The 24,929-nt window shown below is 45.6% G+C and carries 17 protein-coding genes; 7 read left to right on the top strand and 10 right to left on the bottom strand.

What is annotated here, in order from left to right:
- Positions 1–62 precede the first annotated feature (62 nt).
- From R7M92_RS09630 to dhaR, 4 genes are all read left to right on the top strand, one after another.
- Positions 63–2,015: a PTS mannitol transporter subunit IICBA gene (locus R7M92_RS09630; RefSeq protein WP_005379710.1), complete on the top strand. Its 1,953-nt coding sequence runs from the start codon at positions 63–65 to the stop codon at positions 2,013–2,015.
- Positions 2,016–2,126: 111 nt separating this feature from the next.
- Positions 2,127–3,275 (top strand): mannitol-1-phosphate 5-dehydrogenase, encoded by a 1,149-nt coding sequence (locus R7M92_RS09625; RefSeq protein ID WP_053306863.1) that lies wholly within the window; start codon positions 2,127–2,129, stop codon positions 3,273–3,275.
- An 86-nt stretch (positions 3,276–3,361) separates the two neighbouring features.
- The gene (locus tag R7M92_RS09620; protein ID WP_005379708.1) at positions 3,362–3,892 is read left to right on the top strand and encodes an MltR family transcriptional regulator; all 531 of its coding nucleotides are present in this window, start codon (positions 3,362–3,364) and stop codon (positions 3,890–3,892) included.
- Positions 3,893–4,037: 145 nt separating this feature from the next.
- Entirely contained in the window at positions 4,038–5,963 is a 1,926-nt protein-coding gene (gene dhaR / locus R7M92_RS09615) for a dihydroxyacetone kinase operon transcriptional regulator DhaR (protein WP_318133242.1), read from the top strand.
- An 80-nt stretch (positions 5,964–6,043) separates the two neighbouring features.
- Here the strand turns inward: dhaR and ptsP are convergent, their stop codons facing one another.
- From ptsP to dhaK, 3 genes are read right to left on the bottom strand one after another with little or no spacing between them, the layout of a single operon-like run.
- Positions 6,044–8,443 (bottom strand): phosphoenolpyruvate--protein phosphotransferase, encoded by a 2,400-nt coding sequence (ptsP, locus tag R7M92_RS09610; RefSeq protein WP_318133241.1) that lies wholly within the window; start codon positions 8,441–8,443, stop codon positions 6,044–6,046.
- A 1-nt stretch (position 8,444) separates the two neighbouring features.
- Positions 8,445–9,080 carry a dihydroxyacetone kinase subunit DhaL gene (gene dhaL, locus R7M92_RS09605; RefSeq protein WP_213896885.1) on the bottom strand — a complete coding sequence of 212 codons (636 nt, stop codon included), beginning with the start codon at positions 9,078–9,080 and terminating at the stop codon, positions 8,445–8,447.
- 15 nt (positions 9,081–9,095) lie between these two features.
- Positions 9,096–10,154, bottom strand: coding sequence for a dihydroxyacetone kinase subunit DhaK (gene dhaK / locus R7M92_RS09600; RefSeq protein WP_054576650.1), 1,059 nt, complete (start codon positions 10,152–10,154; stop codon positions 9,096–9,098).
- 352 nt (positions 10,155–10,506) lie between these two features.
- Between dhaK and R7M92_RS09595 the strand changes: the two genes are divergently transcribed.
- Positions 10,507–11,589, top strand: coding sequence for a glycerol dehydrogenase (locus tag R7M92_RS09595; RefSeq protein WP_005379703.1), 1,083 nt, complete (start codon positions 10,507–10,509; stop codon positions 11,587–11,589).
- An 84-nt stretch (positions 11,590–11,673) separates the two neighbouring features.
- On the opposite strand, the gene glmS is transcribed toward R7M92_RS09595, so the two are convergent.
- Both glmS and R7M92_RS09585 read right to left on the bottom strand, forming a co-directional pair.
- The gene (glmS, locus tag R7M92_RS09590) at positions 11,674–13,506 is read right to left on the bottom strand and encodes a glutamine--fructose-6-phosphate transaminase (isomerizing) (protein WP_005379702.1); all 1,833 of its coding nucleotides are present in this window, start codon (positions 13,504–13,506) and stop codon (positions 11,674–11,676) included.
- A gap of 110 nt (positions 13,507–13,616) precedes the next feature.
- On the bottom strand, positions 13,617–14,378 hold the full coding sequence (locus tag R7M92_RS09585) for a DeoR/GlpR family DNA-binding transcription regulator (protein WP_005379701.1): 762 nt from the start codon (positions 14,376–14,378) through the stop codon (positions 13,617–13,619).
- A 433-nt stretch (positions 14,379–14,811) separates the two neighbouring features.
- Between R7M92_RS09585 and pykF the strand changes: the two genes are divergently transcribed.
- Together pykF and R7M92_RS09575 are read left to right on the top strand one after the other, a co-directional pair.
- Positions 14,812–16,224: a pyruvate kinase PykF gene (gene pykF, locus R7M92_RS09580; RefSeq protein ID WP_005392243.1), complete on the top strand. Its 1,413-nt coding sequence runs from the start codon at positions 14,812–14,814 to the stop codon at positions 16,222–16,224.
- Positions 16,225–16,381: 157 nt separating this feature from the next.
- Complete coding sequence (locus tag R7M92_RS09575; RefSeq protein WP_318133239.1) at positions 16,382–17,068, top strand: GntR family transcriptional regulator; 687 nt, start codon at positions 16,382–16,384, stop codon at positions 17,066–17,068.
- A 54-nt stretch (positions 17,069–17,122) separates the two neighbouring features.
- Here R7M92_RS09575 and R7M92_RS09570 read toward each other — a convergent pair whose 3' ends face one another.
- The 5 genes from R7M92_RS09570 to calR all read right to left on the bottom strand — a co-directional run bounded on the left by R7M92_RS09570 (position 17,123) and on the right by calR (position 24,845).
- Positions 17,123–19,003: a GGDEF domain-containing protein gene (locus tag R7M92_RS09570; RefSeq protein WP_005379698.1), complete on the bottom strand. Its 1,881-nt coding sequence runs from the start codon at positions 19,001–19,003 to the stop codon at positions 17,123–17,125.
- Between the two features lie 110 nt (positions 19,004–19,113).
- Positions 19,114–19,608: an acetolactate synthase small subunit gene (ilvN, locus tag R7M92_RS09565; protein WP_005379697.1), complete on the bottom strand. Its 495-nt coding sequence runs from the start codon at positions 19,606–19,608 to the stop codon at positions 19,114–19,116.
- Between the two features lies 1 nt (position 19,609).
- Positions 19,610–21,334 (bottom strand): acetolactate synthase 3 large subunit, encoded by a 1,725-nt coding sequence (locus R7M92_RS09560; RefSeq protein ID WP_005379695.1) that lies wholly within the window; start codon positions 21,332–21,334, stop codon positions 19,610–19,612.
- 449 nt (positions 21,335–21,783) lie between these two features.
- A complete protein-coding gene (locus tag R7M92_RS09555; protein WP_318133237.1) occupies positions 21,784–23,592 on the bottom strand; it encodes a long-chain fatty acid--CoA ligase in 1,809 nt (602 codons plus the stop codon).
- 293 nt (positions 23,593–23,885) lie between these two features.
- On the bottom strand, positions 23,886–24,845 hold the full coding sequence (gene calR / locus R7M92_RS09550; RefSeq protein ID WP_005379693.1) for a LysR family transcriptional regulator CalR: 960 nt from the start codon (positions 24,843–24,845) through the stop codon (positions 23,886–23,888).
- Positions 24,846–24,929: the final 84 nt, after the last annotated feature.

Below are 24,929 nucleotides of genomic sequence, written 5' to 3'. Positions count from 1 at the left end.
AACGGTTTTGGCGAACCGTTTACTACAACAAGATTCATCAGAACATCGAACGGGGAATTGTTATGATATCACCAGATGCCAAGATCAAGATACAAAATTTTGGTCGTTTTCTGTCAAACATGGTAATGCCAAACATCGGCGCGTTTATCGCGTGGGGCTTTATCACTGCTCTATTTATCCCAACTGGATGGCTACCAAACGAAACGTTAGCCTCTATGGTTGGCCCAATGATTACCTACTTGCTGCCACTACTTATCGGTTACACCGGTGGTAAATTAGTTGGTGGCGATCGTGGTGCGGTAGTCGGTGCAATCACAACAATGGGTGTGATTGTCGGCACAGACATCCCAATGTTTATGGGTGCAATGATGGTCGGCCCAATGGGCGGCTGGGCTATCAAGAAATTCGATAACTACATCGATGGTAAAGTAAAAAGTGGCTTCGAGATGTTGGTTAACAACTTCTCTGCGGGCATCATCGGCATGCTATGTGCGATCCTTGCTTTCATCTTTATCGGTCCATTCGTAAAAATTCTTTCTGGTGGCTTGGCGGCTGGCGTTAACTTCCTAGTTTCTGCTCACCTACTACCACTGACTTCAATCTTCGTTGAACCTGCGAAGATCCTGTTCCTAAACAATGCGATCAACCACGGTATTTTCTCTCCACTGGGTATCCAACAAGCGTCTGAAACAGGTCAGTCGATCTTCTTCCTAATCGAAGCAAACCCAGGTCCTGGTCTAGGTATCCTGCTAGCTTACATGGTGTTTGGTAAAGGTACGGCTCGTCAAACGGCAGGTGGTGCATCAATCATCCACTTCTTCGGCGGTATCCACGAGATTTACTTCCCATACATCCTAATGAACCCTCGCCTAATCCTTGCGGCTATCGCAGGTGGTATGACTGGCGTATTCGTTCTAACTATCTTTAACGCAGGTATTGTTTCTCCAGCATCACCAGGTTCAATCTTTGCAATCTTGTTGATGACTCAGAAAGGCTCAATCGTTGGTGTTCTAGCGTCTATCGCAGCAGCAACAGGTGTGTCATTCGCGGTAGCAGCACTGCTAATGAAGACGCAAACGTCAACAGAAGAAGACGGTGATGAAGCAGCACTAGAAAAAGCAACATCACAAATGAAAGACATGAAATCTGCATCTAAAAACGATGCGGTGGTAAACAGCCAAAGCAAAGGTGACGTAGACCTAGCGACAGTACAAAGCATCATTGTCGCTTGTGATGCGGGCATGGGCTCGAGTGCAATGGGCGCGAGCATGCTACGCAAAAAAGTTCAAGACGCAGGTCTGAACATCCACGTAACCAACCTTGCCATTAACAGCTTACCAGAGAGTGCAGATATCGTGATTACTCATAAAGACTTAACGGATCGTGCACGTAAGCATGCTCCAAACGCACACCACATTTCATTGACTAACTTCCTAGATAGCGAAATGTACAACCAGCTAGTCACCAAACTACTAGCAGCACAAAACCAATCCGCAGCCAATGACGACCAAATGGTAAAAGTTTCGCTCGTGGCAGCAAACGACGACAACTTCGAGCCACAGCAAACGTCGGTGTTCCAAATCCAGCGTGAGAACATTCACCTAGGTTTGAAAGCAGCCAACAAAGAAGAAGCGATTCGCTTCGCGGGCAACAAGTTGGTCGAACTTGGCTACGCAGAACCAGAATACGTAGACGCGATGTTCGAGCGTGAAGCATTGGTTCCAACTTACCTAGGCGAATCTATCGCAGTGCCTCACGGCACGGTGGAAGCGAAAGACCGCGTGAAGAAAACCGGCATTGTAATCTGCCAATACCCATCGGGTATCCAATTTACTGAAGACGACGATGATGTAGCGAAACTGGTTATCGGCATTGCCGCTAAGAACGATGAGCACATCCAGGTGATTACCACCATTACGAACGCGCTCGATGAGCCGGAGGCAATTGAGAAGCTAACTAGCACCAACGATGTGGAAGAGATTCTGAACATCCTTGGCGGTCAACAAGCGGCTTAATTACCCCTTTAATTTGCTCCTGAGGCAAATGAGGTCAGCTGTCACCCCCTATGCGGTTGGCCTCCCCCTAGTTTCGTAAGTCAACATTTTAGACATTGGTAGGTAAGAATTATGAAAAACGCAGTTCATTTTGGCGCAGGTAACATTGGTCGTGGCTTCATCGGTAAACTATTAGCAGACGCAGAAGTCGAGGTCACATTTGCAGATGTAGACGCACCACTCGTCGACCAACTGAGTCACAAGCAAGAATACAAAGTAAAAGTGGTCGGTACTGAGTGCCAAATCGACACAGTAACTCACGTCACCGCGGTAAACTCAGCCAGTGAAGATGTCATCGACCGCATTGTAAAAACCGACTTGGTAACAACAGCGGTTGGCCCTAACGTACTGGACATCATTGCAAAAACCATCGCGACCGGCATTGCTAAACGCTTTGCAGCAGGTAACGATAAACCATTGAACATCATCGCGTGCGAAAACATGGTTCGTGGCACGACTCACCTAAAAGGTGAAGTGTACAAACATTTGGATGAATCATTACACGCGAAAGCAGACGAGCTAGTTGGCTTCGTCGACTCCGCAGTGGACCGCATCGTACCACCAGCAGAAGCAGCGAACGATGACCCACTAGAAGTGACGGTAGAAAGCTTTAGCGAATGGATTGTGGATGAGCAGCAATTCAAGGGCGAAATCCCTGACATCGCAGGCATGGAAAGAACCAACAACCTAATGGCATTTGTAGAACGCAAGCTGTTCACTCTCAATACAGGCCATTGCATTACCGCTTACCTAGGTTGCTTGAAAGGCCATCGTACCATTCGTGAAGCAATTGAAGACCCAAGCATTCACGCTGAAGTAAAACAGGCGATGCAAGAGAGTGGTGAAGTGCTGATCAAACGTTACGGCTTCGACCGTGACATGCACAACGCCTACATCGAGAAGATTTTAGGACGCTTTGCCAACCCTTATTTAGTTGATGAAGTTGATCGTGTTGGTCGCCAACCAATTCGTAAATTGGGGGCGAACGATAGATTAGTGAAGCCTTTACTCGGTACAATTGAGTATGGCACTGAAAATAAAACTCTTTTGAAAGGCATTGCTGCTGCGTTGAAGTACACTAACGACACCGACCCACAAGCAGTAGAACTGCAAACCTCATTAAAAGAAGTGGGTGTGAAGAAGACGCTAGCGACATACACAGGTCTTGCAGAAGACAGTGATGAAGTGGCTCAAATCGAGACACTTTACAACCAACTTTGATTTACCTAGGGGAGCTTGGCTCCCCTTCTATGTCCTTCTCTGCTTGAAGAGTTGGGATAGCTAATAATTAGAAATGTATTCAGTATATGGCAGATAACATCAACGAAACCGAGATCATTGAGCGATTAAACAGCGCCCCATCGGTACGAGGCTTTTTCATTGCAGCAGTCGACGTTTTTAACGATTCGATCGACGGGTTAGTGCAAAGAATCTTTCGTAAAGATAACTTCGCTGTTCAATCGGTTGTCGGTCCGCTGCTACAAGACTCTGGACCGCTGGGCGATCTGTCTGTTCGTTTGAAGTTATTGTTTGGCTTGGGAGTGCTCCCCGATGACATTTACCACGACATCGAAGACATCATCAAACTCAAAAACCAACTCAATAGTGACGCTTCAGATTACGAATTCACTGACCCGAATATTCTAGAACCAATTAAGAAACTGCACTTGGTGAAGAAGATGGGTATGGTACAACTGGAAGTCAGCGAACCAGATGACGACATCGACCTTGAGTTTTATCAGCTACAACTGCAACGTCAACAACAAATCATTAAGTCAGGGCTCTCACTTGCCATTGTCGAGATTTGCAATGAGCTCGGCAAAGACAGCCCTTTTTAATCGAAAAACTGGCAAGGAAGCCTCCTCAACTCCCCCCTCTTTTTGCACATTCTTCTATACAACGTGCGTGAAAGCCATCACAGTCCATATTCCGATGTCTCTGTAACATCAGACCAATCTATCGCTAGTATTGAAACGGGATCGCATGCTTTCAATCGAAGACACTAAAACTAAGTGGGAGTTTTTCCAGAAACACCACTGGGTATCTCCAGAATTTTCCCGCACTCCCGTCCTCGAGTCGTGGGAGCGTTGCATAAAGCAATGCAGCCCTTATACCTGGTCAAAACCACATATTGCCTCTGGTTTTACCTTCTCATCTCTAATGAAGCGCAACGAACATCTCATCGAATGCGCCACGACCGTACTTGAAGATACGTACGATATGCTTGGTGACGAAGACCTGGTATTGATGGTAACCGATGGCAACGGCTGTATTCTCTCCACCGTCGGGCACGACTCTATGCGACAAGAGATGCAAACGCTCGGCATAAAACAAGGCTGTTTTCTCTCCGAAGGAAAGATAGGCACAAATGCAGTCAATCTCTGTATCAACACTCATATCCCGTGTGAAGTTTTTGCTGCCGAACATTTCAATCGCCACTTGCACTCTTATGCCTCTGTAGCGGCGCCTGTTTTCGACCAATTTGGCAAATTACGCGGTACAACATGCCTTTTCAGAAAAGCGGAAAGCTATAAGAAAGAAGACTTAGTCATCATCGCGTCGAGCGCGAAAGAAGTCAGCTTGCAAATCCACATTCAGTCGGAACAAGAAAACATGAACCGCCTTACTTGTGCGCACAACGCAACGTTAGAATGCATGGATGACGGCCTTCTGGCCTGGGATGAAGAAAGCCGTATAACCATGGTAAATCACCAGTCCGAGCGTTTGTTAAACATTGAAGCCAGTCAGGTCTTGGATAAAGAAGTCTTTGCTGTTTTACGCTTCCCGCCAAATGTCCTCAATAGTATTGAGTCGGGTGCAAGCATCAACCGAAAACTCACAACGGTAGAGGTTCGTGGCGAGTTTGTTGAGGCGATCATCACCTTGCGTCCACTCAATGACGGCACACACTTATTGTTCTTGCACCCTATCGATAAAATTCGCGAACTTGCTCAACAACAAATAGGTGGCAGTGCGCGCTATACGTTCAGCACTTTGCCCGTCATTTCACGAAAAATGAAGCATGTCATTACCGTGGCAAAACGGGCCATAAAGTCCAAATCACCGATTCTAATTACGGGTGAAGAAGGTGTAGGAAAAGCCACTCTCGCCATGGCGATTCATAACGAAAGCACCTACAAAGAAGGGCCGTTCATTACGCTCAACTGTCGCTCCATCAATACAGAGCAACTGGTCAAAGAAACCCTAGGCTACGACGAAGGGCAAGGCATGCCTTCTAAGTTTGAACTCGCCCATGGCGGTACGCTCTTTTTAGAAAAGGTGGAATATCTGTCGCCCGATTTACAAGCCGTGCTACTTAAGTTGTTAAAAACTGGGCTCGTCAGCCGCAGCGACAGTTTGCGATTGATCCCCGTAGATTTTCAACTTATTACCAGCACCGTTTCAGAGATCAGCGAGTATGTCACTCAGCGCTCATTTGGTCGGCAACTTTATTATGAAATCTCCTCGAACGAGCTGCATATTCCACCACTACGAAAGCGTAAAGAAGACATTGAATTTCTCGTCCAGCAACTTATCAGCCATTATGAACGCCGCCACAATGTGACGATCTCGATAGAGCCAGTCGCACTGGAAGCGTTGATGAATTTTCGTTGGTCAGGCAACAACTCTGAATTAAGAAATCGAACTGAGCGAATTTTGCTTAACCGCAGTTCCAACTTAATCAAGCTGAACGATATTCCTGAAGACATTAAACTGAATTCTCGCCATACCGCAGAAAATACGCCAGTAATCACGTTAGAAGAAGCCGAGAGAAGAGCGATTGTTCAGGCTTGGAATCAGTGTGATGGCAAAATGCATGATATGGCGAAAGCATTGCAAATTGGCCGCACGACCTTATGGAGAAAAATTAATAAGTTTGGGCTGCAGGAGCAAATGAAGCTGTATTAAGTCGTGAATTGGCGTTCCTATAACAAAAGTAAAACCGGCGTAAGCACGCCGGTACAGATGTACTAACGATACGGTATCGATTAAACATCGACAGACAACTGACGAATCTGCGCTTTTAGTCCCGGGAGCATACTCGAACTGGCGCTGAATTTTCGCAACCCCACGCGAAGCAATGTTTCTGTGGCATTTGGATCGCCAGCCATCTCACCACACATACTAACCGGTATGCCCGCGCGATCGCCTGCTGCACACGTGAGCTCAATGGCTTTTAGTACCGATGGTTCAAAGTAGTTCACCAATTCAGCAACAGCGGCGTTACCTCGATCGGCAGCCATAACATATTGAGTCAAATCATTGGTGCCAATAGAGAAAAAGTCGACTTCTTGGGCTAACGCATCAGCATTTAATACCGCGGCTGGCACCTCAATCATAATACCAACGGGCAAATGAGTCGCATCCAAGCCGAGTTGGTTTGCTTGATGCGCCAACAGCGCTTTTACTTTTCTCACTTCTTCAACCTGAGCCACCATCGGTATCATCAATTGAATATTCGGTTGCTCGTGAAAGGCTCTCAGAATGGCTCGAAGTTGAGCGGTAAACAATGACTCATGTTGAAGGCACAACCGCACCCCTCTCAAACCTAAAAATGGATTATCTTCTGCTGGCATAGGATAAGCGGCTAAAGGCTTATCACCGCCAACATCTAGACTACGAATCGTAAGTGGCTTATCACCAAGTGCGGCAGCAATATCACGATACACTTGGTATTGCGCTTCCTCAGTCGGCAACTCATCACTGTTTTGAAATAGAAACTCAGTCCGGAATAGACCAACGCCCTCAGCTCCTGATGTTAGTGCATCATCAATATCTTTCGGTCCACCAATATTGGCGAATACTGGAATATAGACACCATCACAGGTGACTGCGGCTTGCTGAGCACTCGCTAGTGCACTTTGTCGGGTGCTTTGCCACTCAATTTGCTGAGCTTCTAATTCCTGCTGTACGGCATCTGAAGGAGAGAACCATAAATGCCCTCGGAAGCCATCAATAGTCACCACTTGACCAGCACGCACAGCATCAAGGCAGCCCTGAGCTTTAACGATGGCAGGAATCCCCATCGCACGAGCAAGAATCGCACTGTGAGAGGTTTTCCCTCCTTCACTCAAACAGATACCAAGCACTTTCGATTTATCAAGCCCGGCCACATCAGAAGGCATCAGGTCGCGGGCCAACAAAATACTCGGTTCCTGAATGTCGATGGCATTAGGCGTTACGCCTGTCATTTCGACCATAACTTGGCGTGCGATATCATGCACATCTGCTTCGCGTTCCCGCATGTACTGACTTTCTGCCTGGCGAAACTCTTCGGCCAACCTTTGCAGTGATTCTACCCAAGCTTGCTCGGCTATCATGCCCGTTTGAATTCGCGACTCGACCGATGCCCATAATTCTGGGTCACTGAGCATCATGCTATGAGCGGAAAATATTTCCCCTTTCGGCTGCTTCGCTTGCTCCTGAAAATGTTGAACAACCACGCCTATCGCACGCTTAACCCGTTCAATTTCATCTTGTTCGCTTTGGAAATCACGTTCAGGCACAGCTGGCATTTCTTGAGTAAAAAGGACAGCAGGAGCAGTAGCGATACCGTCATTGACTCGAATACCAACAACAGCACCTTCAATCTGACTTGAGGCCATGCCATCGAGCAGAGTATCCGAGCTTTCTTCAGGTTCGACAATGCCTTGCTCAACCGCCTCTTTTTCTCCGAAGTGCTCACTAGCTAAGGCTTCAAATGCCTTGATTGCTTCACTGGATTGAGGTCCAAGTGCGCATAAGGTGATCGTCTCTTGGCTACGAACGCCAAGTTTCGCAATGCTGTTTAAGCTTTTCGCGTTCACACGGCGCTCGCCTTTTTTCAACCATAATTGGCAGTCAAAAGGCGCGAGTGCACCAACAATGGCCGCAGCGGGACGAGCATGTAATCCATGCGGATTTTGCACTACCCAATCAAATGTCCGTTCTCGCTCAAAGTTCTCTGATACTGGCGCTATCTCAGCGGATGTTAGTGGCTGATCACCAAGATGCTCTCGTTTTACGCTTAACGCATTCTGTGCCTCTTCGACTACCGTCGATAAAGGTAGCCCGGCAGCAGCAGCGACCGACGCCGCCATGGTCCCTTCAACAATAGGTGCCGAGATAAGGGTGACATTTTCCCTCACATGATCATCAATCAGATCCAGAGCCATTTCCGTGCTAAGCAACGCGCTGCCAAGATCCATCAACACAACAACCCCTTGTTGATCTTGTACCTGCTCAATCGCTTCCATCACGGCAATGGCATCGGTTCCGATCGGGTTCTCTGGATCATCAATCCCAGCAGCAATCGCAAGCTTGGCTTTGCCTTGCGTCATTTGGGTGGCAAGTTCTGCCACCCCTTCTGCAAGTCGACGACTATGAGATACAACTACAATTCCCACCATCTTAATTACCTGCTATTGCCTGCTGTAGTGCTTTAATCATTAACAAAGAAGAGGTTGCACCGGGGTCTTGGTGGCCAATACTACGTTCACCTAAATAGCTTGCTCGCCCTTTTTTCGCCAACATTTCAATCGTGGCAACCGCGCTCGTTTCTGCTAGCTCAACCATTTCATTCAGTAAGTGATCGGCGCTCATACCATTTTCTAACGACGCCTTCACGCTAACTAAAACGGGTAACCAAACATCACACATGGTTTTGTCACCCTGTTCCGCTTTACCACGAGACACCACGCCATCCACACCGCTTTTTAGTGCATCCACCAACTCTTCAAACGTTAATTGCTCTCGAGTTCCGACAGCGGCGGCCGTGCGAATAAACAGCGTGCCATACAGAGGGCCACTTGCCCCACCGACACTAGAAAGCAAGGTCATGCCCGTATTCTTGAGAATGCTGCCGATATTTTGGTCCGCAAATTGCGGCAGTTTTTCCGCGACTTTTTTAAAGCCACGGTTCATATTGAGACCGTGGTCTGCGTCACCAATATCACGATCAAGGTCGGTCAGAAAATCTTGATTCTCTTGATACGTTTTTGCACATAACTCTAGCCAGTGAACGATATGTTGTTTTTCAATTTGCATGTTTGCTCTCCCCTGTTACCACTTGATCGCGGCCGTATCGACAGGGGCATCAAACAGCTCCAACATCTCTTTGTCTGCCTTCAGCAACGTAATCGAAACGCCTTCCATATCGAGTGACGTACAGAAGTTACCAACCATATTACGCACGATACGGAACCCTGCTTGCTCGCAGTTATGAGCCAGACGGCGGTACACTCCGTAAAGCTCTGAAGTTGGCGTACCACCCATACCATTCACCATCACGATGTAGTCGTGTTCAGCGGCGAAAGGCTCAATGCTGGATTCCACTTCATCCCATTCACCTTCGTCACGATTCCAAATACGCAATGTGCGCTGATAAGGTGTGTTTTCAGCAACTTCAGCAAACATTTCATCCACTAACGTATCGACATCGGTGTATTTCACTCGCTTGATACCTGGTTCACCATGGATACCAACACCAAACTCAACTTCATCATCTTCCAGAACAAAAGATGGTTTACCTGCTGCGGGTACAACACAAGCATTAAGCGCCACGCCAAATGAACGACAGTGATTATTAACGCGACGAGCCAGTGCTTCACATTGCTCCAACGAATAACCTTTGCTCGCGGCAGCCCCAACTAACTTTTCAACCAATACCGTTCCAGCTACGCCACGGCGACCAGCGGTATACAGGCTGTCTTTGACTGCAACATCGTCATCCACCAACACCGACCCAACTTTGATGCCATCGGTATGAAGCAGCTCCACAGCCGTTTCAAAGTTCAACACGTCTCCGGTGTAGTTTTTAATAATAAATAGCACGCCTTCACCAGTATTCACTTGGTTGCCACATTCGTACATTTGATCTGGCGTTGGTGAAGTAAACACCTCACCAGGACAGGCGCCTGTCAGCATGCCTTTACCAATAAAACCAGCGTGCAAAGGTTCATGACCACAGCCACCACCGGAAACCAGTGCCACTTGCCCCGGCGTTTCCTCGTGCCACATGTAACGAGGCTCGTAGTTCGCTTTTAGCTCAGGGCGGGACAATGCCAGGCCTTCCATTTGCTGCAATACAACATCATCAATTTGGTTAATTAATTTTTTCATCGTTCTATCTCATTCCATTTATATTTTTATGTAGGGTATGAATTCATCTTAAACAGAGAAAAAGCGTGCTCAACAAAAATCAATTTGTTTCATATTGAAACGAAATCTTCGGCATTTTTGTTTCAATATGAAACGTAAAACGACAAATTTTCCTGAATAGTGATCGTCGCCAGAAAGCATGCTGATGCTTATTACTTCTGACAGTCGGTTTGACACAGAGGTCATAAAAGCATGGAACAAAACCAGAGATATCCTTCACCACTTACCACACCAAACCTAATATAAACCTTATCCCTACAATGGATATTCATTGCAGTCCAAAACACACATAAAAAGGTTAAAGGTTTGAATTATGGACAAAATTATTATCAGCCCAAGCAAATACGTCCAAGGTGAACAAGTACTTACATCTATCGCTCACTATGTGAAAACATTGGGTGAACGTCCGTTAGTAATTGCCGATGAGTTCGTGACTAACCTGGTTGGTGATGACGTCAAACAAAGTTTTGCTGACGAAAAGCTTCCACTCACTATGAACATTTTTGGTGGCGAATGTTCGCGCGTTGAGATTGAACGCATCACGGACATTTGTGCCACTCAAAAACACGATGTCATTGTCGGTATTGGTGGTGGTAAAACGTTAGATACAGCAAAGGCTGTTGCGTTTTACACCAAAATTCCTGTCGTGGTGGTTCCTACCATTGCCTCGACTGATGCGCCAACCTCAGCGCTTGCGGTGATATACACACCTGAAGGTGAATTTGCAGAATATTTGATGATCCCTAAAAACCCAGACATGGTCATCATGGATACGTCAGTCATCGCCAAAGCCCCTGTTCGCTTACTTGTATCGGGGATGGGCGACGCGCTTTCCACCTACTTTGAAGCTCGTGCCAACATGACTTCTGGTAAGGCAACAATGGCTGGTGGGTTAGCGACGCGTTCAGCACAAGCGCTTGCGAAACTTTGCTATGAAACCTTGCTTGAAGATGGTGTAAAAGCAAAAGCTGCGGTAGAAAATGGTGTGAGCACCAAAGCGGTAGAAAACATTATTGAAGCCAATACATACCTAAGCGGTATCGGTTTTGAAAGCAGTGGTCTAGCGGGTGCTCACGCTATTCATAACGGCCTAACTAAGCTTGAAGAGTGTCATCATCTCTATCATGGTGAGAAAGTCGCGTTCGGCACACTAGTTCAGCTGGTACTAGAAAACGCAGCGATGGAAGAGATTAATACGGTTCTTGCATTCTGCCGTTCTGTAGGTCTACCAACCAACTTATTTGATATGGGCGTTAAAGAGCTTAACCACGCTAAGTTGCGCGAGGTCGCCGAAGCCTCAACGGCCGAGGGAGAAACCATCCACAATATGCCATTCCCAGTGACGGCAGAAAATGTCTACTCTGCAATTCTAACCGCTCACCAGTTGGGTCAATAACTCACAAACCTTAAAATGGGTTTAAATAAAAAAGCGGCACATACTCTCGCATGTGCCGCTCAGGATTTTTGCTGTTAAGCGTAATTACTCAACCGTTACCGCTTTCGCTAGGTTACGTGGTTGGTCTACGTCCGTACCTTTGATCAGTGCTACGTAGTAAGACAGCAATTGCATTGGGATAGTGTAGTAGATCGCCGCCGTGATTTCACTAACGTGAGGCATCGTGATGATCTTCATTGTTTCATCGCCTTCGAAGCCTGCGTCTGCATCTGCGAATACGTATAGAAGGCCGCCACGCGCACGCACTTCTTCAACGTTTGATTTTAGCTTTTCAAGTAGGTCGTTGCTTGGTGCAACCACAACAACTGGCATGTCAGCATCAATTAGGGCCAGAGGACCGTGTTTCAGTTCACCCGCCGCGTACGCTTCTGCGTGGATGTACGAGATCTCTTTCAGTTTTAGAGACGCTTCCATCGCGATTGGGTAGAACTCGCCACGGCCTAGGAACAATGTGTGGTGCTTGTCTGCAAAATCCGTTGCTAGTGCTTCAATTTCTTTCTCGAAAGAAAGTGCCGCGTTGATTTGCTTAGGAAGTGCATGCAGCGCTTCAACGATCTCTTTTTCTTTCTCTTTGCTGATGCGGCCTTGCTCTTTACCTAGTGCCGTTACCAACATAAGTAGTGCAGAAAGTTGAGTCGTGAACGCTTTGGTTGAAGCCACACCGATTTCAACACCAGCGCGAGTCATGAACGCAAAATCTGATTCACGAACCAGAGAAGAGCCTGCTACGTTACAAATGGTCATCGCCGCCATGTAACCTTTCTCTTTTGCTAGGCGAAGTGCTGCTAGCGTATCAGCGGTTTCACCAGACTGAGACAACGTGATCAATAGGCTGTTTGGGCGAGTCACAAACTTGCGGTAACGGAATTCAGACGCGATTTCGACGTCACAGCTCACGCCTGCAATGTCTTCAAACCAGTAACGTGCCGTCATACCTGCGTTGTAAGACGTACCACACGCCACGATTTGTACGTGTTCTACTTTGCTTAGAATGTCTGCCGCGTGCACACCGATCGCATCTGTCACAACAGAATCTGACGTGATACGACCTTCCATTGTGTTGATCAACGCTTTAGGTTGCTCATAGATTTCTTTTTGCATGAAGTGACGGTATTGACCTTTATCACCTGCATCATGCTCTGCATTAGATTCAACAATTTCACGCTCAACTGGCTCACCCGTTGCATCAAACACAGTGACTTCACGGCGAGTAATTTCTGCTACGTCCCCTTCTTCTAGGTACATGAAACGGCGCGTAACGTTAAGTAATGCAAGTTGGTCAGACGCTAGGAAGTTTTCACCCACACCAAAACCGATCACGATCGGGCTGCCTGAACGCGCTACTACGATGCGTGAAGGATCTTTGCGATCCAACGCTACGGTGCCGTATGCGCCTTCAAGTTGTTTTGCTGTTTTTTGTACCGCTTCTAATAGCGTTTCTGAAGTACGAAGTTCCCACTCAACCATGTGTGCGATAACTTCTGTATCCGTTTGCGATTCAAACACGTAGCCACGAGATTGAAGCAGCTCACGCAGCTCTTCATGGTTTTCGATGATGCCGTTATGTACCACTGCGATATCACCAGACATGTGTGGGTGAGCATTGATTTCAGAAGGTTCACCGTGCGTCGCCCAACGAGTGTGCGCAATGCCAGTTCCGCCGATCACTTTTGCTTCTTCTACTGCATCAGCCAATTCTTGTACTTTACCCAAGCGACGAACGCGCGTTAGGTTTGATTCGCCATCAACAACCGCAACGCCAGCAGAGTCGTAACCGCGGTACTCTAAGCGGCGTAGACCTTCAACCAAAATTTCTGCAACATCTCGTTGTGCTACTGCACCTACGATTCCACACATGTGTTTATCTCCGTTTGTAGTTTTGTTCTTCCCTAGCCATGATTTCAAATAGAGGCAGCAAGCAAAGGCCTTTATCCAGAGGGAAGTAAAATATGAAACTGATTACATTATTAGGCGCAAATGACTTTCACGCCATGTTGTTCAATCTGTACTTTATGCTCTGCTTGGATATCTGCATCGGTCACCAACACATCAACTTGATGCCAAGCGAGCTCTAAGTTTGGGATCTTACGGCCGATTTTTTCGGACTCGATCATTACGATCACTTCACGTGACGCTTCTGCCATTACCTTACTTAAGCCAACCAACTCATTAAATGTCGTGGTTCCACGCTCGAGATCGATGCCATCCGCACCGATGAATAGTTGGTCAAAGTCGTAAGCTCGTAATACAGATTCGGCTACTTTGCCTTGAAAGGACTCTGAGTGCGTATCCCAAGTACCGCCAGTCATCAGCAGTGTCGGTTCGCTCTCTAATTCATTAAGAGCGTTAGCAACATGCAACGAGTTGGTCATGACCACTAAGCCACGTTTATCATTCAACTGTTGAATCAGCGCGGCAGTCGTGCTGCCACTGTCGATCACGATGCGATTATGATCGCGAATCAATGATGCTGCTGCTTTTGCTAAGCTTAACTTTCGAGTCGAAACATTAGCGCCCAATTCTTCGTGAATGACTTCCTTTGGGATAGCAATCGCACCGCCATAGCGGCGTAGAAGTTGGCCGTTTTTCTCTAAAGAAGCTAAATCCTTTCTAATCGTGACCTCTGAGGTTTCGAATTTCTGAGCAAGTTCATCAACGCTGACTTCTCCTAGTTCAGAAACCAAGTTAGAAATGGCGTGTCTTCTTAATTGAGTATTTCGTTTCGACATTTAAGTTTTGACTTTAAGTTTCGATGTGAAACTTATTATAGTCAAACCGAAACTTTTAAGTCCATTTATTTCGATCCAAAAAATTAATATTTCTCGATAAAACCTTGTCCTAAGACAATTCTTAAACAGTGATATTGGATTCATTCAGTGGTAGAATTCGCCACCGAAAAGAAAAAAAATTACAGAATTGAAGGCTATTTTTTTGCAACTTTCTGCATATAAAGTGGGATTAGTCACAAAAAGGTAACCAAAATCGCCGATCTTTTAGTCATAAAATGACTAAACTTGGTGAAAGACTTTCAGAATCTGAAGTTCTAATAATGAGACGAAAAATCGGTGGGTGACAGGTACTAAATGTCATCAAAAACGTCCTGACTTCAGAGTAAATAACCGACTTTCAAATTGTAACTATACTTACCGGAGAGTATCTTCCATGAAAAAGACCAAAATCGTATGTACGATTGGCCCTAAAACAGAATCTGTAGAGAAGCTAACTGAACTAGTTAACGCAGGCATGAACGTAATGCGCCTTAACTTCTCTCACGGTGACTACGAAGAACACGGCACTCGTATCGCGAACTTCCGTAAAGTAATGGAAGCTACTGGCAAACCACTAGCAATTCTTCTAGATACTAAAGGTCCAGAAATCCGCACTATCAAGCTAGAAGGCGGTAACGATGTTGATCTAGTAGCAGGTCAAGAATTCACTTTCACAACTGACACTTCAGTTGTAGGTAACAAAGATAAAGTTGCAGTAACTTACGCTGGTTTCGCAGCAGACCTAAACGTAGGTAACACTATCCTAGTAGACGACGGTCTAATCGAGATGGAAGTTATCTCTAAGACTGAAACTGAAGTTAAATGTAAAGTTCTTAACAACGGTGCACTAGGCGAAAACAAAGGTGTTAACCTTCCTGGCGTTTCTGTAAACCTACCTGCACTATCTGAAAAAGATAAGAACGACCTTAAGTTTGGTTGTGAGCAAGGCGTTGACTTCGTAGCAGCTTCTTTCATCCGTAAAGCGTCTGACGTTCAAGAAATCCGTGAAGTACTTGCTGCAAACGGCGGCGAGAACATCCACATCATCTCTAAGATCGAAAACCAAGAAGGTGTTGATAACTTCGACGAGATCCTAGAGCTTTCTGACGGCATCATGGTTGCTCGTGGTGACCTAGGTGTTGAAATCCCAGCTGAAGAAGTAATCTTCGCTCAGAAAATGATGATCGAGAAGTGTAACCGTGCACGTAAGATGGTTATCACTGCAACTCAAATGCTTGATTCTATGATCAACAACCCACGTCCTACTCGTGCGGAAGCAGGCGACGTTGCTAACGCAGTAATGGACGGTACTGACGCAGTAATGCTTTCTGGTGAAACGGCGAAAGGTAAATACCCTGTTGAAGCGGTAACTATCATGGCTCAAATCGCGAACCGTACTGACTCAGCGCTAAAAGCTGAACTAGGTTCTCGTCTAGACAGCCCACGTCTTCGCATCACTGAAGCAGTATGTAAAGGCGCTGTAGACACAGCTGAGAAACTAGCTGCTCCACTTATCGTTGTTGCAACTGAAGGCGGTAAGTCTGCACGTTCAGTACGTAAGTACTTCCCAACTGCAAACATTCTAGCGCTAACAACTAACAAGAAAACTGCTGCACAGCTAGTTCTAACTAAAGGTGTTACTCCTGTAGTTGTTGATTCAATCGAAAGCACTGACGCATTCTACGTAGCGGGTAAAGAACTTGCTCTAGAATCAGGTCTAGGTAACAAAGGCGATATCGTTGTTATGGTTTCTGGCGCTCTAGTTGCTTCAGGTACTACGAACACAGCTTCTGTACACGTGCTATAAGACTGAACTTTTAACACTTCAGTTTCTTGAGAAGGAGGGCTTATGCCCTCCTTTTTTATATGGCTTTCTTGCTCTCATAATAGGCTAATTGTATTATTTACCTCTATCAGAATTTCGTACTGTTTAATTTTATCGTCACGATTAAAGTTTCTATGAGGTGTATGTGTCTAGTCCCACTCTTACCGACAAAGTATTAAGAATGATCCGTCAGGATATTCTCGATGGCGAGCTTAAACCAGGTCAAAAACTCGTGGTTGCCGAACTCAAAGAGAAGTACAACGTAGGAGCGTCACCCATTCGAGAAGCATTGGTGCAATTATCTTGGAGCAAATACGTCAAACTCGAGCCGCAAAAAGGCTGCTGGGTTGCACCTGTATGTAAAGATGAGTTACATAACTTGTACGAAAGCCTGCAAATGGTCTCCGCATGCTTACTCAGTAAGGCAATTATGATTGGCGATGAAAAATGGGAACTGGATGTACTAACTGCTTATCACAAGTTATCCCGAGTAAAACCTGGCGAAAGCTTTTGTTGGAGGGAATGGGAAGAGCGCCAAAATCAGTTTCTTACTGCGCTGTTTGAAGGTGCTGGCTCTGTCAATATGTTTGGGTTTTTCCGCGATCTACTCACGCAAATTAAACGCTACCAATACTTCGCGATGCAGATTTTAGGCACAGGGAACCCTGGGCACTGTAATCTCGATGAGCAAGAAATACTGATGAAGGCATCGCTAGACAAAAAGAGTCAGGATGCTTTAGGTTATCTAGAGCGTTATTTGAGACAGTCAATACAGTGTATCGAAGCCGCCATCGACAACCAATGTCGCATACTGGCTAGCGAATAACGCTGAGACTAAAAAGCGGGGGTCTATCCCCGTTTTTTCGTTTTTGTAAAAGCACTAAGCAATATCATCATAACTATGACACAGCGATACGCAGTTACGCCCTGCACTTTTTGACTCATACAAAGCAATATCAGCACATTTATACGTTCTTGTACGATCAGAGGTTAAATCACTATACCCAGCACTGACAGTAATGCCTCTATCACTACGCATTTGAACCGCGACACGTAGCCTGTTCAATACAATTTCAGCCTCTTCTAGTGTTGTATGCGGCATGATCACTGCAAATTCCTCACCACCGACACGAGATACAAAGTCTGTGCTGCGGACTTCTTCTAGGAGGGTTTCTGCGACACTACAAATCACCTTGTCTCCTTCGTCGTGGCCTAGCTCGTCATTAATACGCTTAAAATGGTCAATATCAAACAACGCCAAACAAGCAGGAGGGCTATCAGGATAGCGTTCAATAATCCCCGCATATTGCGCCAATTGCTCTTCAAATTTTCGGCGGTTCCACAACCCCGTCAAGCCATCTTTTTCGCTTAGGTTTCGTAATTTTTCTTCTAACTCTTTTTGCCCAGAGATATCCACCAGCGACGTAATGTAATAACTCACTTTACCTGATTTGGTTAAATTCGCCTGAATACGCATTATTGCAGTAAAAACTTGATTAAACTTAGTTCGACAACGAATCTCCCCTTCCCATACGTGTTCACTCTTCAGTGTTTTCCAGATACTCAGGTTTGCTTCGAGATCTTCAGGTAAGAGAATTAAATGATGTGCACTCCAACCTTGGGCATGCTTGGTTGAGTAACCCATCATATTTTCAAACTCTTGATTAACCATGATGATTCTATGTGAAGCATCCGAGATCATCACCGCAGTCATACCATCAAGAGCAGCTCGAGCCAACTTCGATTCCATACTATGACGCCGATAATGCAGAGCAAGGGCTGCCGTCGGCAAAGTGAAGCCGAGCACCAAACTTAAAACAAAAAACGCTTCTTGGATTAAGTCATCAATATCCCTCTGAGCTCGGGATAATAACTGCTCATTGGTAAGATCAATAACCAGATGAAGAGGTTCGCTAGAAACAAACTGGATGGTGCGATACGCGACCAAATTCGAACCATTGTAAGCATAGCCCGAATCTTTTGAATTTAAACTACGCCAAATGTTTGGGTACATCCGGCCAAAATTAAATTGAGAGCGAGCGGGAATTATATGGCCATACAAACGAGCTGATTTAGGGCTATCAATGTAAAATCCGTCACTCTTAATCAGCTCAATATGGAAATCAAGCACTGACGAATAGTTGAGTCGAGAGGATAAATAGTCAATATCAACATTAAGCACAAGATACCCTTCGCGCTTTCCGTTAAGCGAAATAGGCATCAAAATACGCAGTGACGGGCTATAGGGATAGACTAACTCGCCATACTCTCGTTCTAAACCTATCCCCCACGAAGCGATTTCGCCATCGTCTAAGTTCTTAGCGAATTGAAAGTAATCTCGCTCTGACTTATTTTGCAATTTGATCGCGGGCAACGCAGCGCCTGTTTCAATCTCATAATTAATCCTCACTTTTTCTCGACCAGAAACATCAAGAAAGCGAATTTGCTTATACAACTTTTGATTGATTGCGACCGAGATCCACATGTCTTCTAAGATGGAACGGTTCACCCGGTTAGGTTGGCGCAGATATTCATACAGACTTTGGCTGTGACCAAGTAGGTCACTGATCGTTTCGATTTGATCCTGAATATTGCTGTATTCACGGCCAGTATAGGCCAATTGATGTAACGCTTCTTGAGCGGTGTTCTCAACATTGTTTTCTAACAACGTCAGATATTTCTGATAGTAGTAAGCGGCAGTGAGTGCACTAAAAAATAGTGCTGTCGCCAATAAGGTGCCGACTCGCTTAGGTACTTTCACACGTCTAATGCCTATCATGCTTACTAAAACGACAATTATATCATTAATTGTTATTTTCTAAACAAAAAAGCCACTTAGATTAAGTGGCTTTTCTATATGCAATCAGAGAGTTAAGGTTTGAGAGCTCGCTCTCCTCGCGCAATGCCAACGACACCACTACGAGCAACTTCGACAACTTCGGTCACTTCGGATATCGCTTGAATGAAGGCATCTAGCTTTTCACTCGTACCCGCAAGTTGTACGGTGTATTGGGAAGCCGTGACATCCACGATCTGGCCACGGAAGATGTCTGCCGTCCGCTTCACTTCTGCTCGCGCAAAACCACTGGCTTTCACTTTCACCATCATCAGTTCACGCTCAATGTGCTCATACTCGGTGACTTCTTGTACTTTCAGCACATCGATCAGTTTGTGTAACTGCTTCTGAATTTGTTCCAACTGCATCTCATCAGATGTCGTGGTAATGTTCATTCGCGACAGGGTTTCATCATCAGTCGGTGATACCGTCAAAGATTCAATGTTGTAACCACGTTGAGAGAACAAACCAACAACACGAGACAACGCACCCGGTTGGTTTTCCAATAGCAATGAAATAATGTGTCTCATATTAAGTTCTCTCCGTTTTGCTTAGCCACATTTTATCCATACCCTCACCTTTGATTTGCATCGGGTATACGTGTTCGGTTTCGTCTACGTTGATGTCCACAAACACCAGACGATCTTTCATATCCAACGCTTTTTGTAGCCCTTCTTCGAGCTGATCAGGCGTTTCGATACGAATACCGACGTGACCATAAGCTTCTGCAATCGCTGCAAAGTCAGGAACAGAACTCATGTAAGAATTAGAGTGACGACCTTGATAAATAATGTCTTGCCACTGTTTTACCATGCCTAAGAATCGGTTGTTCAGGTTGATGATCTTCACTGGAATGTCGTATTGCATGGCTGTAGACAATTCTTGAATGTTCATCTGAATACTGCCGTCACCAGTCACAACCACGACCTCTTCTTGTGGCATGGCAAACTTCACGCCCATACCAGCCGGAAGACCAAATCCCATGGTGCCAAGACCACCAGAGTTTATCCAACGGCGCGGCTTATTGAATGGGTAGTACAGCGCCGCAAACATCTGATGCTGGCCCACATCAGACGCCACATATGCGTCGCCATTAGTTAGCTTGTGCAGCGTTTCAATTACTTGCTGTGGCTTGATTCGTTCTGGAGACGTTTCATAAGACAAGCAGTTGCGGTCACGCCATACTTGAATGTCATCCCACCATGCAGTGATAGCATCTTGATCATTTCCACTACCTTGCTCTGCAAGCAGCCCGAGCATGGTTGTCAGCACTTTTTCCGCAGAACCTACGATCGGCAAATCCACTTTCACGTTTTTCGAGATCGATGACGGGTCGATATCAATATGCATCACTTTTGCGTTTGGGCAGTACTTTTCAAGGTTGTTGGTTGTACGGTCATCAAAACGCACACCGATACCAAAAATAAGATCGGCTTCATGCATTGCCATATTAGCTTCGTAAGTGCCGTGCATACCCAACATGCCCAGTGAGTTTTTATGTGTACCCGGGAATGCCCCCAAGCCCATCAAAGTACTCACAACGGGTAGGTTCAGTTTGTCGGAAAGCTCTAAAATATGTTCATGGGCGCCAGAAATCACCGCACCACCACCGATATAAAGCACTGGTTTTTTCGCTTCTAATAGCGATTTAAGCGCTTTTTTAATCTGGCCTTTATGGCCCGAAGTTGTCGGCTTGTAAGAGCGCATTGAAAGCGTTTCTGGATATTGATAAGGCAGTTTGATTTGCGGGTTCATTACATCTTTTGGCAAATCAATCACAACTGGACCAGGTCGACCTGTAGTCGCGATATAAAACGCTTTTTTGATTGTTTCAGGAATATCTTCCGCTTTTTTTACTAAAAAGCTGTGTTTGACCACTGGGCGGGAGACACCGACGATGTCACACTCTTGGAAAGCATCATTACCAATTAGGCTATTCGGTACGTTACCCGAGATAACGATCATTGGGATAGAGTCCATATACGCTGTTGCAATACCCGTAATGGTATTGGTCGCGCCCGGCCCCGAGCACACAAGTACGACACCCGGTTTACCGGTAGCTCGAGCGTAACCATCTGCCATATGAGTGGCGGCTTGCTCATGCCTTACAAGTACGTGTTTGATTTGATCGGTTTTGGCATGCAGTGCATCGTAGATATCCAAAACAGAGCCACCTGGGTAGCCAAAGATCTGCTCTACGTGCTCTTCTATCAGAGATTGAACCACCATCTCTGCGCCTGACAACATTGCTGTCATAATTGCTCTCCTTAGCCAGTTTCCTCACCGTAAGGTCAACGGATTGGTCTGGTTTTACATAGTCTAGGTCTTATTCGTAGCCTAATCGAAATACTTCCACGTTTTCGGCTATGTCTTGCGTTCGTCATAACATCCCGCAAGGTTACCCAACAAATGTAACGTTTTATTATCAAAGGGTCTAATGAGAGATTGGTCTACTTTTTAAACAAGATACTAGTAATTAGAATGTTAGTAGGAATAGCAGCCACACATCTCCTATTTCACAGTACAACCTAAAAATTTAACGCTCAAAAAAAGAACATTATTTCATAAGCTGTTAGCTACAGGGTGCGAAATAGCGTTATTTGACGAGCAGAACAGAAAAAATCAATACAAACAAAAATCCCCAGCAATGCGCGATCACATCACTGGGGATTTTTTCATCAATATAAAATCTAAGTCAGCTTAAGTTACTTTTTATCCGACTTTTCCTTATACATTTCTTCAATTTCATCTTGGTATTTGTCATTGATGACTTTACGACGAAGTTTTTGAGTTGGCGTTAACTCACCATCATCCATAGAGAAAGCTCTTGGTAACAATTTAAACTTCTTCACTTGTTCAAACTTTGCCAACTCTTTTTGAAGATCGTTCACACGCTTCTCAAGCATCTCGACCACCTGGTGGTGCTTAATCAACTCAACGCGATCGTGATATTTGATATTCAGCTCTTTCGCGTACTCTTCTAGCGAGTCATAACAAGGCACGATAAGCGCAGAAACAAACTTACGAGTATCCGCAATGACTGCGATTTGCTCGATGAAGTGGTCTTTACCAATCGCACCTTCAATCATTTGTGGAGCGATGTATTTACCACCTGAAGTTTTCATCAACTCTTTGATACGATCGGTGATGAACAAGTTGCCATTTTCATCAATGTAACCAGCGTCGCCCGTTTTTAGGAAACCGTGCTCATCAAAGGTCTTTTCCGTCTCTTCTTGCATTTTGTAATAGCCACGCATCACCATTGGACCACGAACCAGAATCTCGTTGTTTTCGCCGATCTTAACCTGTGCGCCAGGCATCGACATACCAATAGAGTCGGGGTTAAAACATTTATCATCCCAACACGATACTGTCGCCGTGGTTTCAGTCATGCCGTAGCCCAACTTAACGTTGATACCAATCGCATGGAAGAATCGACCGATGGTTTCATCCAGCTTTGCACCACCACAAGGCATAAAGTTGATTTGCCCGCCAAGTAGCGCACGCAGTTTGCTCAGAACCAACTTATCCGCCAAAGCGTATGACTTACGCAGCAAGAGCGATGGCTGACGTTTTTCTTGATGACAAGCGGCCATTTTTGCGCCCATGTTGACTGCCCAAGTAAACATGATCTTACGATGAATCGGCGCGCGAGACACTTTCTCATGAATCGCAGAGAAGATCTTCTCATAGAAACGCGGTACGGCACACATCACGGTAGGTCGCACCTGGCTCAGTGCATCACGTACTTGCATGGTGTCTTGCAAATAGCAGTTGGTCGCCCCTTTGTACAATACATAAAAGGTCCAAGCGCGCTCAAATACGTGTGACAACGGAAGGAAACATAATGACACGTCACTTTGAGAAAGGCTCAAGCGCTGATCGTGCCCTTCCAATTGCGCCGCAATGTTTGCGTAGTCCAACATAACGCCTTTTGGCTGGCCTGTTGTACCCGAGGTGTAGATCAGCGTGAGTAGATCATCTTCTTTTGCCTGATCTAAACGCGCGTCCAATTCAACTTGATATGTAGTGTCGCCTTTGGCAACAAATGCTTGCCAAGAGATAACGAAATCATGATCGCCAAGTTCTATATCATCAGACATCGCAACAATGAGCTCTAACTGTTCGCACTGGTCGAAAATGCTCACGGCTGCATCAAATTGAGGCTGTTCACCAACAAACAGAACTTTGACGTCTGCATTGTTAATGATGTACGCCGACTGGGCGGCAGTATTGGTTGGGTAAATAGGTACTGTCACGCTGCGTAATTGCAGTGCTGCGATATCAGCGATCGTCCATTGCGGCATGTTGTTCGAGAAAATGCCGATCTTATCTTGGACTCCTAATCCCTGAGCCAAAAGTGCAAGTGATAAAGCATCAACTTGCTGACCAAATTGCGTCCACGTAATACCTTGCCACTCCTCACCCACTTTATGCTTGAGTGCAACGCGTGTACCACCGTTCGCAATTTGTTCACGAATACGTTTAACGATATGAAAATCTAACTTGGCCATTCTTTTACTTACCTTTTGGCTTACAGGCGTAAGCTAATTGAGCGAACAAGTGTACTCACGGCTTGCTAAAACGCAACTGACCAGTATCAAACTTATCACTAATAAGAGACAACTATCACTTATACGTCGCGAACGTACCTCAAATTGCTGAATGATTACTCTATTTAACTTACTGTTTCGATTGTTGATTACGAAAACAAAAAGCCCCGAGAGACAAAAATCGCTCGGGGACCAATGAATTGTAAAAATTGATGATTACCAATATGGTCTAATCGAGAAGACCAAACGTCATCTTATTTTGCGGCAACGACTTCACCACAAGTGATCATCAGTTGATCGCGTAGCCAAATGTGGCCTTTATCTTTTTCACTTGATTCATGCCAGCTTAAGAAACCGCTGATTTCTTTGTTCGCAAATGGAAAATCAAGAATTTGCAGTTGATCGCTGTTTACCGCATTTTCCGCCATCCAACGTGGTGCAATAGTCACAAGCTCAGATTGACCCACCACGTATAGTAGGTTGCTTAAACTAGAACCTTCATACGCCGCTTGGCAATCCAGTTCACGGTACGCTTGCTCTGAGAAACTACGTTGGCCATGCACTTTCGATAACTTCGCATGCTTTTCGTTAAGCAGTTGCTCAGCCGTCACACCACCTTGAATGCGTGGGTGTGTTTTTGATGCGATAACCACTAATTCATCTTTGAAGATTTCAGTGCTTGAGAAACCTTGCTCATCAAAACGAGCGTAGTCGATCACGAAATCAATTTCTTGGTAGCGCATACGCTCAGACAACAAACGGTCAAATTCTGCATCTAGGTGAAGCTGAACGTTTGGTGCTTGTTGATTCACTTTTGCCATGATCTTCGGAGCAAAACGCATGTCACAAGGGCTGCAAATCGCAAGCTTGAATAAGCGAGTCGAAGATTCTGGTTGGAATACAGAGCTAGGAAGTTCATTGCGAATCAGCTGTAGTGCTTGGCGAATAGGGCCAAACAGTTGACGTGCTCGTTGCGTAGGCTGAATACCACGGCCTTGGCGCATGAATAGCTCGTCGTTAAACATCACTTTTAAGCGTGCCACGGCGTTACTTACCGCCGGCTGAGACATGCCTAGGTTATGTGCTGCACGAGTAATATTTTGCTCTTGCATTACAGCATCAAATACAGTCAGTAGGTTTAAATCTACACCACGCAAAGTGCTTTCCATACGGTAGCTAGCAATTGCGCTCATCGCGTCTTTCTTCTCTAACATTGAGTGCGCCTCTTTTGTAATCGTCAACTTTGTTCATTAAATTCATAACGAATAGAATCCCATCTCGCACAAAAGACGGCGGCT

The organism is Vibrio sp. Vb2880 (genome assembly GCF_033337975.1).
Taxonomy (GTDB): Bacteria; Pseudomonadota; Gammaproteobacteria; order Enterobacterales; family Vibrionaceae; genus Vibrio; species Vibrio alginolyticus.
This window is presented reverse-complemented; position numbering and strand designations above follow the sequence as displayed.